General features: G+C 65.3%; 14 protein-coding genes and 1 tRNA gene. 8 read left to right on the top strand and 7 right to left on the bottom strand.

The window, feature by feature from the left end; genetic code table 11:
• Nucleotides 1-15: 15 nt before the first annotated feature.
• Entirely contained in the window at nucleotides 16-723 is a 708-nt protein-coding gene (pyrF, locus tag L1965_RS03085) for an orotidine-5'-phosphate decarboxylase (protein WP_235754922.1), read from the top strand.
• A 73-nt stretch (nucleotides 724-796) separates the two neighbouring features.
• Nucleotides 797-1,513, top strand: a complete 717-nt coding sequence (locus L1965_RS03080; protein WP_235754921.1) for a hypothetical protein — start codon at nucleotides 797-799, stop codon at nucleotides 1,511-1,513.
• On the opposite strand, the gene L1965_RS03075 is transcribed toward L1965_RS03080, so the two are convergent.
• The 4 genes from L1965_RS03075 to L1965_RS03060 are packed head-to-tail and all read right to left on the bottom strand — an operon-like array spanning nucleotide 1,510 to nucleotide 4,003.
• Nucleotides 1,510-1,920 (bottom strand): NUDIX hydrolase, encoded by a 411-nt coding sequence (locus L1965_RS03075; RefSeq protein WP_235754920.1) that lies wholly within the window; start codon nucleotides 1,918-1,920, stop codon nucleotides 1,510-1,512. The two genes, L1965_RS03080 and L1965_RS03075, sit on opposite strands and share 4 nt — an antisense overlap.
• A 29-nt stretch (nucleotides 1,921-1,949) precedes the next feature.
• Nucleotides 1,950-2,219 carry an NfeD family protein gene (locus L1965_RS03070; RefSeq protein ID WP_235754919.1) on the bottom strand — a complete coding sequence of 90 codons (270 nt, stop codon included), beginning with the start codon at nucleotides 2,217-2,219 and terminating at the stop codon, nucleotides 1,950-1,952.
• The gene (locus L1965_RS03065; RefSeq protein ID WP_235754918.1) at nucleotides 2,216-3,115 is read right to left on the bottom strand and encodes an SPFH domain-containing protein; all 900 of its coding nucleotides are present in this window, start codon (nucleotides 3,113-3,115) and stop codon (nucleotides 2,216-2,218) included. The genes L1965_RS03070 and L1965_RS03065 overlap by 4 nt, the downstream gene beginning before the upstream one ends.
• A 30-nt stretch (nucleotides 3,116-3,145) precedes the next feature.
• The gene (locus L1965_RS03060) at nucleotides 3,146-4,003 is read right to left on the bottom strand and encodes an N-formylglutamate amidohydrolase (protein ID WP_235754917.1); all 858 of its coding nucleotides are present in this window, start codon (nucleotides 4,001-4,003) and stop codon (nucleotides 3,146-3,148) included.
• 164 nt (nucleotides 4,004-4,167) lie between these two features.
• Between L1965_RS03060 and L1965_RS03055 the strand changes: the two genes are divergently transcribed.
• From L1965_RS03055 to L1965_RS03030, 6 genes are all read left to right on the top strand, one after another.
• Nucleotides 4,168-4,242, top strand: a tRNA-Val gene (locus tag L1965_RS03055).
• A gap of 83 nt (nucleotides 4,243-4,325) precedes the next feature.
• A complete protein-coding gene (gene ykgO, locus L1965_RS03050) occupies nucleotides 4,326-4,451 on the top strand; it encodes a type B 50S ribosomal protein L36 (protein ID WP_119747228.1) in 126 nt (41 codons plus the stop codon).
• A 423-nt stretch (nucleotides 4,452-4,874) separates the two neighbouring features.
• Nucleotides 4,875-5,978, top strand: coding sequence for a calcium-binding protein (locus L1965_RS03045; RefSeq protein WP_235754916.1), 1,104 nt, complete (start codon nucleotides 4,875-4,877; stop codon nucleotides 5,976-5,978).
• A 153-nt stretch (nucleotides 5,979-6,131) separates the two neighbouring features.
• Nucleotides 6,132-6,401, top strand: coding sequence for a 30S ribosomal protein S15 (gene rpsO, locus L1965_RS03040; RefSeq protein WP_235754915.1), 270 nt, complete (start codon nucleotides 6,132-6,134; stop codon nucleotides 6,399-6,401).
• A 584-nt stretch (nucleotides 6,402-6,985) separates the two neighbouring features.
• The gene (gene pnp / locus L1965_RS03035; RefSeq protein WP_235754914.1) at nucleotides 6,986-9,127 is read left to right on the top strand and encodes a polyribonucleotide nucleotidyltransferase; all 2,142 of its coding nucleotides are present in this window, start codon (nucleotides 6,986-6,988) and stop codon (nucleotides 9,125-9,127) included.
• Nucleotides 9,128-9,214: 87 nt separating this feature from the next.
• Nucleotides 9,215-9,976: a glycosyltransferase family 25 protein gene (locus L1965_RS03030; RefSeq protein ID WP_235754913.1), complete on the top strand. Its 762-nt coding sequence runs from the start codon at nucleotides 9,215-9,217 to the stop codon at nucleotides 9,974-9,976.
• On the opposite strand, the gene L1965_RS03025 is transcribed toward L1965_RS03030, so the two are convergent.
• From L1965_RS03025 to L1965_RS03015, 3 genes are read right to left on the bottom strand one after another with little or no spacing between them, the layout of a single operon-like run.
• On the bottom strand, nucleotides 9,973-10,998 hold the full coding sequence (locus L1965_RS03025) for a polysaccharide pyruvyl transferase family protein (RefSeq protein ID WP_235754912.1): 1,026 nt from the start codon (nucleotides 10,996-10,998) through the stop codon (nucleotides 9,973-9,975). The genes L1965_RS03030 and L1965_RS03025 overlap by 4 nt on opposite strands.
• Nucleotides 10,980-11,870: a glycosyl transferase gene (locus L1965_RS03020; RefSeq protein ID WP_235754911.1), complete on the bottom strand. Its 891-nt coding sequence runs from the start codon at nucleotides 11,868-11,870 to the stop codon at nucleotides 10,980-10,982. Before L1965_RS03020 ends, L1965_RS03025 begins: the two co-directional genes overlap by 19 nt.
• Nucleotides 11,871-11,879: 9 nt before the next feature.
• Complete coding sequence (locus L1965_RS03015; RefSeq protein WP_235754910.1) at nucleotides 11,880-12,536, bottom strand: peroxiredoxin; 657 nt, start codon at nucleotides 12,534-12,536, stop codon at nucleotides 11,880-11,882.
• Nucleotides 12,537-12,671 lie beyond the last annotated feature (135 nt).

Genomic DNA, 12,671 nt, shown 5'->3' with positions numbered 1-12,671 from the left:
CTGACGGGGGCGAAGATGGATGACCGGCTGATCGTGGCGCTTGATGTGCCGAATGCGCTGGCGGGGCTGGAGCTGGCCGACAGGTTGGGCGATGCCGTCGGCTTCTACAAGATCGGCCTTGGCATGCTGACCGGCGGCGGCCTGGCGCTGGCGAACGAACTGAAGCAGGAACGCGGAAAGCGCGTCTTCCTGGACATGAAGCTGTTCGACATCGGCGCCACGATCGAGGCCGCGGTGCGCGGACTCGCGCAGTTCGATCTGGATTTCCTGACCGTGCATGGCGATCCGCATGTGGTCCGCGCCGCCAAGGAGGGCGCAGGGGGGTCAGGCCTGAAGATCCTGGGCGTGACGATCCTGACCTCGCTCGAGCGCGAGGATCTTGATGCGGGAATGATCCGGCCGGGCGATCTGCACCAGATCACGGTCGAACGTGCCGCGCGTGCCTTCGAGGCCGGCGCGGACGGCGTCATCTGCTCGCCGCGCGAGGCGGCCGCGATCCGCGCGCTGCCGGGATCGGGGCTGATCGTAACGCCGGGCGTGCGGCCCGCTGGCGCCGACCGGGGGGATCAGAAGCGGGTCGAAACCCCGGCCAGCGCGATTGCCGCCGGCGCGGATCACATCGTCGTCGGACGGCCGGTCTGGAAATCCGCTGATCCCCGGGCGGCGGCGCAGGCAATCCTGTCCGAGATCGACGTGCCACAGCGGCAACGCCCGGACCAATGACGGTTCACGCAACGCGTTGACCTGACGGCGTTGTCGCGCCACCCTGCCACTACCGATCCGATGGGGGCACGACATGACCGATGATCGCGGCAGCAGCCAGAAGGCACATAACGATCTGGTTCTGTCTTTCCTCGCGGTGCGCCGCGCGATCGGGGCGCTGGGGTATTTCCTTCCTGCCGCGCTGATCGTCTACGGCCTGTTCACGGGCGGTATCCTGACCAGCATCTCGGCCGCCTATTACAGCCCGATGCGCGAGATCTTCGTCGGCACGCTGATCGCGCAGGCGGTGTTCCTGTGGAGCTACGAGGGGTTCCGCCCGGATGCGGGTGACCTGATAACCGACAAGACCACCGCGCGCGTGGCGGCTGTCGCCGTGGCTTTGGTGGCGTTGTCACCGACAAGCCCGGCCAAGGCCCCCGAGGCATCCTCTGCCGACTGCACCCTTCTGCAATGCGTGCTGGGGCCGAATCTTTCGGCGACGCTCCACCTGACTGCCGCGACGGTGTTCTTTGCGGCGCTGGCGGTCTATTGCCTGGTGCTGTTCGTCAAGGGCGACGTGGACGGGCCGGAAAAGCGCGCCTCCAACCGGATCTACCGGATCTGCGGTTGGCTGATCGTGGGCAGTATCGGTCTGATCGGGGTGCTGTTTCTGACCGGTCTGGACGACGCGCTGGACGGGTTGCGCCCGGTCTTCTGGCTTGAAACCGTCGCGACCCTGGCCTTTGCCACAAGCTGGATGGTCAAGGGTGACGCGCTGCGGCCGCTGGTCCGCAGCGTTGCAGGGAATTAGAGCGACGCGATCCAGCGCTTGAAGTGCGGCACCGCGCGGGGATGGGCCATGAATTCGGCCAGCGCCATCATGCGCCATTCCTGTCCCTCGTCGCCAAACCGGATCGCCGCAATCTCGTCGCGCCGCAATTCGCCGCTGAAAAGCCACGAGATCATGTCCGGCCGCTCGTGCGAGGGAAAGCAGACCCCGCGCAGGCGGTCGGCTGACAGGCGCAGCCCGAACTCCTCTTGCAGTTCGCGCAAGGCGCATTCCACCGGTGCCTCGCCGCCCTCGCGTCCGCCGCCGGGAAGGTCCCAATAGGCCGGAAACGGAATATGGCCAAGATCGTCACGCAGACAGGTCAGCAGCCGCCCGTCCCGTGTCAGGTACAGCTTCGCGCCGTGAAATGCAGCCGTGCCGTCGTCCACTGACCCAAACCTCGCTGCCCGCTGATGCGTCAGTCGTTGATGTCGCGGTCCCAGATGCGGGCCTTGCCCTTGCTGCCCTTTGCGACCCGCCGCAGGATCAGCCAGACCAGACCGGACATGACTGCGGTCACGACCAGCGTGACCGGCAGTCCGGCCGTCCACAGCCCGGTCAGCAACAGAGTCCCCATCAATCCGATCGAGGCCGCAAGCCCCATGAAGACCCATCCCGGCGCCAGCAGCTCGAACACCGCCAGAACAAGCGCCGCCACGATCCAGAGCCAGCCGTTCAGCCACATCATGAGGATCTGCCCTTCAGCAGCTTGAAGGCATCGGCAAAGGCATCCAGGGCCGCGGCCGGAACGACCACCGTTTGCGTTCCCTGACCTTGCGCCACCTGCGCAAGCGCCTCGACCTGCTTCATCGCCACCTGGTATTGCGCGGCCTCCAGGCCGTTTCTGGAGATGGCTTCCGCGATCGCCGATGTCGCAAAGGCTTCGGCTTCGGCCAGAATCCGCTTGGCCTTGGCGTGTTGCTGGGCGGCGTAAAGGTCTCCATCGGCGGCCAGTTCGACGGCGCGGCGCTTGCCCTCGGCCTCGGTGACCTGCGCGCGCCGGGCGCGTTCGGCGTTGAGTTGCTGCAGCATCGCGGCGCGGGTCGCGTCGTCCAGATTGACATCCAGAATCTCGGCGCGCGTCACCTCGATTCCCCAGTCATCGACCACATTGGCCAGTGATTCGCGGATGCGGGCGATCAGTTGCGCGCGGTTCGACTGCACCTGGTCCAACTCCATCGTGCCGATCTCGGACCGCACGATGCCCGCGACGGTCGTGGCGATGGCCGCGTCGATGTCGCGGATCCGGTAGACCGTCTTTTCGGGCTCGATGATGCGGTAGAAGACCGAAGTCTCGACCTGGACCAGCACGTTGTCCGCGGTGATCGCGTCCTGGCTGCTGGTCGGCAGCTGACGCTCCAGGACCGAGATCCTGTGGGCCACACGGTCAAGGAAGGGCATGATCAGGTTGATGCCCGGACCCAGCACCGCCCGCAAACGCCCAAAACGCTCGACCACGTATTTCTGCGACTGCGGTACGATCCGCACGGCCGAGGCGACCGCCAGGAAGACCACGATGGCCAGCGCGACCAGCGCAAGGTTCTGGCCCAGAATATCACCCAGTTCCACGGTTGCACCCTGCATGAGACAAGCCTTTCAGCACCCCTTTGTCGGTTATTCGGCGGCGATGCGTTCGGCGGGGCCGTCCGCCTCGAGCACGGCCAGCCGCGCGATGACGCGCGACATCCGCACGGCGAACGCGTCAAATCCCGCATGCGGCTTGATCGCGGCCTCGTCCATGTAGAGCGAACGGTCGATTTCCAGCTGAACGACATGGATGTTCTGGCCCGGCCGGCCATAGGCCGAGCAGATATACGCACCGGAGAAGGGCGAATTGCGCCGGATGCGCCATCCCTCGGCCTCGACCGCCTGGGTCACCGCGTCGGACACGCGCGCGGCTGCCGACAGCCCGTGACGATTGCCCAGAACCATGTCGGGACGCGGCCCGTGCAGGTGATTGAGGGCATCGTGCGGCATGGAGTGCATGTCGATCAGGATCGCCTGCCCGAATCGTGCGCGCGCCTCGGCGATCAGCGCGCCAAGGGTCTGATGATAGGGGCGCCAGTAGGCGGCGATCCTGCGCTCGGCCTCGGCCCGGTCGATGGGACGCTCGTGGATGGCGCGCCCCTGCGAGACGACACGAGGAATCACCCCCAGTCCGGCCAGGGTCCGCTGGTTCAGCGGATGCCGGGGAACGCCACGCACCACCAGCGGGTCGATCTCGTCCGCGCCGCGATTCAGGTCGACGATGCAGCGTGGAACCTGCGCCGACAGGGTCACGGCGCCAAAACCGGGGGCGCAGGCAGTCAGGCGATCCACGAACGCGTCTTCCGAAGACCGAAGCGCGGTCATGGGCAGGCGGGTATCCCTGACGAACCAGTCCGGATAGACGCACCCGGAATGCGGCGACGCAAAGATCACCCCGCTGACCCAATGCTCGGGGCGCACAAGCGAAACGGACAAGTCAGACATGGACAAGGTCAGACCCCGACAAAGAGGACATAGGTTCATTTATGACCTAAAGATTGCCTTGCCGATAGGTCTTGAATACCTCGCATGCGGTCTATATAGGAACGCGGACCGAGGCGGTTCGGCCCTGATTTGCAACGGAATCAGGACAGAATCACCGACGTGACGGGCGGTTAGCTCAGCGGTAGAGCACTACGTTGACATCGTAGTGGCCACTGGTTCGATCCCAGTACCGCCCACCATTGTTTCGCCGCCCCCGGCTACGGCGTCGGGGGCATTTCGTTTTCCAAGCGGCTGCGACGCGCCGCGACGATGGAGAAGACCGATGAAGGTTCGCAACTCGCTCCGCTCGCTCAAGAGCCGGCACCGCGACTGCCAGGTCGTGCGCCGCAAGGGCCGCGTTTACGTGATCAACAAGACCAACCGCCGCTTCAAGGCCCGCCAGGGCTGATCCGCGCGCGATCACGGAAGAAGACGAAACAACCCGCCCGTGAAGGCGGGTTTTTTCTTGCTTTTCGTCCGGGGGACAGATCAGCGCGTGCTGACGGCGGCAGCCCATCCGGTGGTCCTTGCCGGGAAGGTCGGCATCCTGTCCCAGGCTGCCCAACGGACGAAGGCGGTTGCGGGCGCATCAGCGACCCATGGCGGGAGAATTCTCAAGGTTGAAAATGCCGTGAGTAATATGGTATCAAAGTTGTGGTATTCTGGTGTCACTGGTGCCGGCGTGCCACGGTGCCCGATTTACACATGCCATTCGATCATGCCATCTGAATGGCGTTAACCGTCTCTTAAGAAAGAATTTCGTCAACTTGGCGCTGAAGCGTATTCTGGTGCTCGGTCGGACCGCCCGGTCCCTTTTCGAAGGTTGCATGTGATGTTGATGCTTGCGGGGCTCATGGGGCTTCTTGTCGCGGGAATGGCCGTGGACATGACCAGCCTGACATCCAACACGCCCGAGAGCGATCCCGACGACGACATGCCAGTGAACACTGGCGATGACGATGTCCTGCCCCCTGTCATGCCGGATCCCGACGACTATCCCGATCCGCGTTCCGGCGATGGCGCGACAACGGACTCTCCGGCGTCTCCGCCACCCGCCGACAAGCCGGATACTTCGGTGGAAGGCCCGACCGGCCTTCCTGGGGCGGGCGGGGCCGGTATCGCGGATCATGACGGTCTGACTGGCGGGAACCCCGCAAGCACCGGGTTTTTCGACGGAACGCGGATCGTGGGCAGCGACCTGGTCGACCTGCTGAAAGGCGGTGCCGGCAACGACCTCATCATGGGCTACGGCGGCGACGACGATCTGCGCGGCGGGCTGGGCGCGGATACCATTTACGGCGGCGACGGCGATGACTGGGTGCAGGGCGACGGCGATTACGGCCCGGGCGGCAACGACGTCCTTCTGGGTGGCCACGGCAACGACCTGCTGATGGGGCAGGGCGGAGACGACCTCATTTTCGGCGAGGCCGGCAATGACACGATATTCGGCGGTGAAGGCAACGATACGCTGCATGGTGGAGAGGGCGACGACTGGCTTTCCGGCAATGATGGCGACGACGTGCTGATCTCGGGCGGCGGTTCGGACGATCTGGATGGCGGTCGGGGCGACGACGTGCTGATCGGGGCGAACGATCCCGCGACGGTCTGGATGCACGGCGGCGAGGGCAATGACACGCTGATGCCGGGATCGGGCGATTTCGCCGAGGGGGGGGCGGGCGAGGACAGATTCGTGCTGCAACCCGACGGGGGCGTTGTGCCCATCATCGCCGATTTCAGTGCTGCCGAGGATGTGATTCACCTGCATCTTCCCGCCGACATGGCCGGGGACGCGGTGGTGGACCTGCGCGAGGACCTGGACGGCACCACGCTGATCACGCTGAATGGCGAAGCTGTCGCGCGTTTGTTGCATCTGAGCGGTCTGAGGGCCGAGGACATCTTGATTGTCCGCGCCGGTGACGGACCTGCAACACCCTGAAGCGACAGGCCGTGCGCGGGGGCTTTCCATTCGGGACGGCATGCCCTATAGGCGCCTATCCGCGCGGCCATGGTCGTGCGGCAGACTCCACGGGCCAGTTCTGGACGACATCCCGGACTGCGCCATAGCTCATTGATCCGAAAGGAGCCCCCGATGTCGATTACTGTCGAGCAAAAGGCCAAGGTCATCAAGGAATTCGGCGCCAAGGAAGGCGACACGGGTTCTCCCGACGTGCAGGTCGCGATCCTGACCTCGCGCATCTCCACGCTGACCGAGCACTTCAAGACCCACAAGAAAGACAACCACTCGCGCCGTGGTCTTCTGAAGCTGGTCGCGCAGCGCCGCAAGTTGCTGGATTATCTGAGGAAGAAGGACGAGGGCCGCTATCAGGACCTGATCAAGCGCCTCGGCATCCGCCGCTGAATTTTCCGCCTTGCGGACAGGAAACGCCCGGCGCGATTGCGGCGGGCGTCTTGCGTTGTGCGCAACGGCTGCGTGCATCGCGTGATGCCGGATGGCTCAGGCCTTGCGCAACCGATCAGTGCGGCATCGGCGCGGCCGCGATCCGCTTGGCCGGATCGTCGCGGAGCCTGTCACGGTCCTACCCGCCATCAAACCTGTCCGAATGGCGCAAGCCGCGCCGGTCCCCGACGATCACGCGAAAGCCCGCCGCTGTCCTCGACATGGCGTTTCACATTGCGGCCTGCCATTCATCCTGTGCTTTCCGGCGCCTCTGGACGCCAGTCTTCACGCGACCTTGCGGCCCGACGCGCGGCGGGGTCAGAGGCCGTTCATGCGCCGTCCGCCGCCGCCGCCCAGGGGCCATTGGGAGGCCGTCTCAGGGCGGTCGCGGGCCACTTTCCAACAGCCATCTTTTCCTGTAAACGCACACAATCTGTGACGTGACGCCCGGCCCCGGGGCGACGCTTAAGGATCGGGGCGGCGGCAATGGGGCCGCCACGTGACCAGGCGCGGCCAGAGGGCTGGCGCGCCTATGAGGAAATCAGATGTTTGATGAAGTGAGAAAATCGATCCAGTGGGGGCAGGAAACGCTGACACTGGAAACGGGCAAGGTTGCCCGTCAGGCGGATGGCAGCGTCATCGCCACGCTGGGCGAGACCAGCGTCATGGCGAACGTGACCTTCGCCAAGGAACCGAAGCCGGGATTGGATTTTTTCCCGCTGACGGTCCACTATCAGGAAAAGTACTATGCCGCCGGCAAGGTGCCGGGCGGCTTCTTCAAGCGTGAGGCGCGACCGTCGGAAAAAGAGACGCTGACCGCGCGTCTGATCGACCGTCCGATCCGCCCGCTTTTCGCCCCCGGCTTCAGGCATGAGACGCTGGTGATGTGCACGGTGCTGAGCCACGATCTGGTCAACGATCCGGACATGGTGGCGATGATCGCGACAAGCGCGGCGCTGACCATCTCGGGCGTGCCGTTCATGGGCCCGATCGCGGGTGCGCGCATCGGCTTCGCCAACGGCGAATATGTGCTGAACCCCGAGGTTCAGGACATGGACAAGCTGCGCGACAACCCCGAACAGCGTCTGGATCTGGTCGTTGCCGGCACGAAAGATGCCGTGATGATGGTCGAGTCCGAGGCCTATGAGCTGTCCGAGGAGGAAATGCTGGGTGCGGTGAAATTCGGCCACGAGGCGATCAAGCCGGTGATCGATCTGATCATCGAACTGGCCGAGACCGCCGCGAAAGAGCCGTTCGACTTCAGCTCGCCCGATTACAGCGACCTGTATGCAAGGGTGAAATCGCTGGGCGAGGCCGACATGCGCGCCGCCTATGCCATCAAGGACAAGGCCGACCGTCAGGACGCCGTCGGCGCCGCGAAGGCGAAGGTCAAGGAAAGCCTGTCCGAGGAAGATCTGGCCGACACCAATCTGGGTTCGGCCCTGAAAAAGCTGGAATCGGATATCCTGCGCGGCGACATCATCAATGGTGGCGCCCGGATCGACGGCCGCGACACGAAGACGGTGCGTGCCATCGACAGCGAAGTGGGTATCCTGCCGCGCACGCACGGGTCGGCACTGTTCACGCGTGGCGAGACGCAGGCGCTGGTCGTCACGACGCTGGGCACCGGCGACGACGAACAGATCGTCGATGCGCTGCACGGCAATTCGCGGTCGAATTTCCTGCTGCACTACAACTTCCCGCCCTATTCGGTCGGTGAAGCGGGTCGCGTCGGACCTCCGGGCCGTCGCGAGATCGGCCACGGCAAGCTTGCCTGGCGTGCGCTTCAGGCGGTCTTGCCGGCGGCGACCGATTTTCCCTACACCATCCGGGTCGTCAGCGAGATCACCGAATCCAACGGATCCAGCTCGATGGCGTCGGTCTGCGGCGGTTCGTTGTCGATGATGGATGCGGGCGTTCCGTTGAAGTCGCCAGTCGCGGGTGTGGCGATGGGCCTGATCCTCGAGAATGACGGCCGCTATGCGGTGCTGACCGACATCCTGGGCGACGAGGACCATCTGGGCGACATGGACTTCAAGGTCGCCGGTACGGAAAACGGCATCACCTCGCTGCAGATGGACATCAAGGTCGCGGGCATCACGCCCGAGATCATGAAACAGGCCCTGGCGCAGGCCAGGGATGGCCGGATGCATATCCTGGGCGAGATGTCGAAAGCCCTGGCCGAAGGCCGGCGCGAGTTCAGCGCCCATGCCCCGCGCATCGAGACCATGCAGATCCCGACCGACAAGATCCGTGAAGTGATCGGCTCGGGCGGCAAGGTGATCCGCGAGATCGTCGAGGTCTCGGGCGCCAAGGTCGACATCAACGATGACGGCGTGATCAAGATCGCCTCGGCCAATGCCGATTCGATCAAGAAGGCCCATGACATGATCTATTCGATCGTGGCCGAGCCGGAAGAGGGCAAGGTCTATACCGGCAAGGTCGTGAAGCTGGTCGATTTCGGCGCCTTCGTGAACTTCTTCGGCAAGCGCGACGGGCTGGTGCATGTCAGCCAGATCGCCAATCGCCGCCTGAGCCACCCCAGCGAATTGCTGCAGGAAGGCCAGGAAGTGAAGGTCAAGCTGCTGGGCTTCGACGATCGCGGCAAGGTTCGCCTTGGCATGAAGATGGTCGACCAGGAGACCGGCGAAGAAGTCGTGGAAAAGAAGGAAGAAACCGCCGAGTGATCGGTTAGACGGTTTCGAAAATTCCTGTAAGAAGCAAGGCAGCCCCGGAAGCTCGGGGCTGCCTTTCTGTGACGGGGGTGTTTTCCGGTGCGAAACGATCCAGATGCGGTGCTGTCGGTCTTTGACCGGATCTACATCATCAACCTCGCCCATCGCGAGGATCGCCGCCGCGAGATGCAGGCAGAACTCAATCGCGTCGGGTTGAGCCTGGACCACCCGGCGGTCACGCTGTTTCCCGCCAGTTTCCCGCCAGACCAGGGCGATTTTCCGACCCGCGGCGCGCGCGGCTGCTTCGAGAGCCAGTTGGGTGTGCATCGCGCGATCCTGAAGGACGGCGTGGCGCACGCACTGATGCTGGAGGATGACGCCGATTTCGCGCCCGATTTCGGGCCGCTGATGCAGGCGATCCGCGACGAGCTGAAAGGGATCGACTGGGACCTGCTGTATTCGGTATCGCCCTTGCAGCCCCGGCCCGGCGACGAGGCGATCGGCCGCCATCTGCTGCGCCTTTCGCCCGACCATACGTTCCCGCTGGCGCATTTCGTGGGGTTCAGCGCACGGTTTTCGGAACGCGCGGTGCCGTATCTCGAGGCAATGAAGGCCCGCCGCCCCGGCGATCCCGAGGGCGGGCCGATGCATGTCGATGGCGCCTATTGCTGGATGCGGGCGGCCTTTTCGGACCTGACGGTGCTGGGCAGCCGGCAGCCGCTGGCCGTCCAGCGATCCTCGCGCAGCGACATTGCCGAATTGCGGTTCTGGGACCGGCTGCCCGTGCTGCGCCAGATCACGGCGGCGGCGCGGCGGTCCCGGATTGCCTTGCGGCTGCTGAAGCGTCTGCGTGGGGGCTAGACGGGACCAACCCGGCGGGCCAGCCGCGCCAGATCGTCCAGCAAATGCCCGCTTTCCCTGACCGCGCAATCCAGAAAGCGGTGCAGCGCCGCGCGCTCGGCCTGAGTATAGTCCAGCGCCGCGGCCCCTCGGGCGATCAGGGGATCAAGCTGATCTGGTGAGCAAATCCGCCATGGCGCCAGACCGGCATCCTCGATCAGCGCGGCGATCTTCCAGCTGTTGGATGCCAGCGCCAGAAAGGGGCGTCCTGCCGCCATCGAGTAGCAGACGCCGTGAAAGCGGCCTGTGACATGCAGTCGCGCAGCGGCGATCCGGCGGCTGTAAGCGGCCTCGTCGGGCGCAAGGGTCAGTGTCGGATGGCGACGACGACAGGCGCTGGCGTGGCGCCGGATCCAGATGTCGCGCAATGCCCGTCCCAGCATGGTTCGGCCCTTGGGGCGCTTCAGGCTTGACAGGCTGGGCAGTAGCGGCTCGGTTCGGGCGGTCGCATGGGCGGCGAGGATTTCGGCGATCTCTGGCTTTACGCTGTCGCCCCAGAGGATGTCGTTCGCTTCACCCGCTTCACCCGCTTCCTCGATCGGCTCGGCCAGTGTCAGGTCCGGCACCCATCTGACAGCGCCGGCTCCCATCGCCTGACCCATCTGCGCGGCACTGCGTGAGTCACGCGCCGCGACCAGTGCCATGCGCGACAGCAAGCCGCCCCATCCTGGCGGGTTGTCCTGATACAGGGCGTTGACCAGCGCGACGGGCCTGCCCCTGGCCGCAGGGTGATCGACCACCGACAGCAGGGTTTCGCCGTGGCGCGCGCCGTGATGCAATGTGCCTTCGCCATTGATGACGATCAGGTCAGCCTTGGCAATCGCCGACAGGACTCTGTCATCGCTTGCCCAGTCGTGGCGCAGGGGGCTGCGTGCCGAAACCGTCAGCCCGCGCGCTGTCAGGCCCTGCTCCAGAACGCGCATGACCCGGCTGCAGCCATGATGCAGGTCAGGGCGTGTGTCGTTCAGGATGACGACTTGCATGCCAGGCTTTCATCGAGCGGATAGCCGATCGTCAGAAGCGCCGAGACCGGAGAGGCGCAGGTCAGGCCGAAGCCCCGTTTGGCGGCGAAATGCCTTGCCAGCACGAACCCCGACAGGATCCGGTCCAGACCTGATGCAAGCCCCGATGGGGCGATGGTGTCGCCGCCCTCGTAGAAGCGCGGCTGGCTGTCATTGGTCAGGTCGATGCCGGCCAGCAGGATGCGGTCGGGCTGGGCGCGCAGCGCGAATTGCAGGGCCGAGAAGGCGACGGTGCCGGTGATCACCACGCCCTCATCGGGCGCCAGTGACAGCGCGCCTTTCTGCCCGCGCAGCACGATCCTGCGCAGCGCAGGGTCGGAAAGGCCGCGGCGCGGCGCGCCGACCGGCCTTTCCAGATTGTCGATCAGCGCGACCGTGCGGTCTTGCAGAGGGGCGGTGCCGCGTTCGGCCCAGGCGCGCAACGCCGCGGGCGACAGCAGCAGCGGGATGTCGCGGGGCAGGGTGGCCAGCATGGCATGGTGGCGAAAGACGAAGCGCTCATCCTCTACCGCGACGGCCAGCGGGCGGATGCGTCGGGCCAGCGACGCGGCCCCGTTGCACAGGATCGCGATATGGTCGCCCAGGTCCTCGATGCGCTGTCCCTTCAGCGAGGGTCCCGAGCCGACCACCGCGATCATCGGCACGCCGCGTGGGATGAAGCGCGCCGATGGGCAAAGGGTCAACAGGAAGCGGCCGCGCCATGTGACGCGGCCGCTGGATCGGTCGATGGCCAGCCCGGGCCAGATGTCCTGTCGATGCGCACGCGACCGGCCCAGCACCCGGAAGCCGAGGCGGATCAGCTTGCGCGTCAGCGGCCGGTCCGAGCGGGCCATGCCGCGGTGTTACGCCGGGTCCTTGGCGTAGCGCAGATAGGGCAGGCGGATGTCGAGGGGGCCGAACTTCTCTGCGGCGGCCTTGTCGTCCAGCGACAGCGCCACGATCACGTCCTCGCCCGGCACCCAGTTGGCCGGGGTGGCCAGCGGCACGCCGTCGGTCTTGCGGACCGCGTCGAGCGCACGCAGGATTTCGGCGAAGTTGCGGCCGATCGACATCGGATAGGTCATGGTCAGCCGGACCTTCTTGTCCGGGCCGATGATGAAGACGGCACGGACGGTGGCGGAATCCGCCGGACTGCGCCCCTCGCCGGGCAGGTAGTATTCGGCCGGCAGCATGTCATACGCCTTGGCTACGGTCAGCGAGGTGTCGTCGATGATCGCGAAATTAGCCGGAACGCCCGCGACCTGCGCGATGTCGTTCTTCCATTTCCTGTGATCCTCGACCGAGTCGACCGAGACCCCGATGACCTTGGTGTTGCGCTTCTCGAATTCCGCGGCCAGCTGGGCCACGGCGCCGAACTCGGTCGTGCAGACCGGCGTGAAGTCGCGCGGATGGCTGAAAATGATTGCATAGCTGTCGCCCAGCCATTCATGGAAGCGGATCTCGCCTTCGGTCGAATCGGCGGTGAAATCGGGGGCGATGTCGTTGATGCGCAGGGACATGGGCTGTCCTTTCGGATTGGTTGCGTTTCCCGCAAGATAAGCGGGCCGACGCGGATTACCAGAGGAAGCGGCCCGGCGAAATGACCGGTGCATGGGCAGAGTGCCGCGACTCCCGGCCTTGCAGGTGGCAAGAGG

The organism is Paracoccus salsus, assembly GCF_021556615.1.
Classification (GTDB): Bacteria; Pseudomonadota; Alphaproteobacteria; order Rhodobacterales; family Rhodobacteraceae; genus Paracoccus; species Paracoccus salsus.
Note: the sequence above shows the minus strand (reverse complement) of the source record. Positions and strands in the feature narration are given on the sequence as shown.

Excerpts from the sequence above, each read along its gene's own strand:
- ykgO (WP_119747228.1), top strand. The coding sequence starts at position 4,326 with ATGAAGGTTCGCAACTCGCTCCGCTCGCTCAAGAGCCGGCACCGCGAC.
- L1965_RS03015 (WP_235754910.1), bottom strand. The coding sequence starts at position 12,536 with ATGTCCCTGCGCATCAACGACATCGCCCCCGATTTCACCGCCGATTCG.
- L1965_RS03080 (WP_235754921.1), top strand. The coding sequence starts at position 797 with ATGACCGATGATCGCGGCAGCAGCCAGAAGGCACATAACGATCTGGTT.
- L1965_RS03070 (WP_235754919.1), bottom strand. The coding sequence starts at position 2,219 with ATGATGTGGCTGAACGGCTGGCTCTGGATCGTGGCGGCGCTTGTTCTG.
- L1965_RS03020 (WP_235754911.1), bottom strand. The coding sequence starts at position 11,870 with ATGGCCCGCTCGGACCGGCCGCTGACGCGCAAGCTGATCCGCCTCGGC.
- L1965_RS03060 (WP_235754917.1), bottom strand. The coding sequence starts at position 4,003 with ATGTCTGACTTGTCCGTTTCGCTTGTGCGCCCCGAGCATTGGGTCAGC.
- L1965_RS03065 (WP_235754918.1), bottom strand. The coding sequence starts at position 3,115 with ATGCAGGGTGCAACCGTGGAACTGGGTGATATTCTGGGCCAGAACCTT.
- rpsO (WP_235754915.1), top strand. The coding sequence starts at position 6,132 with ATGTCGATTACTGTCGAGCAAAAGGCCAAGGTCATCAAGGAATTCGGC.
- pnp (WP_235754914.1), top strand. The coding sequence starts at position 6,986 with ATGTTTGATGAAGTGAGAAAATCGATCCAGTGGGGGCAGGAAACGCTG.
- pyrF (WP_235754922.1), top strand. The coding sequence starts at position 16 with ATGGATGACCGGCTGATCGTGGCGCTTGATGTGCCGAATGCGCTGGCG.
- L1965_RS03025 (WP_235754912.1), bottom strand. The coding sequence starts at position 10,998 with ATGCAAGTCGTCATCCTGAACGACACACGCCCTGACCTGCATCATGGC.
- L1965_RS03045 (WP_235754916.1), top strand. The coding sequence starts at position 4,875 with ATGTTGATGCTTGCGGGGCTCATGGGGCTTCTTGTCGCGGGAATGGCC.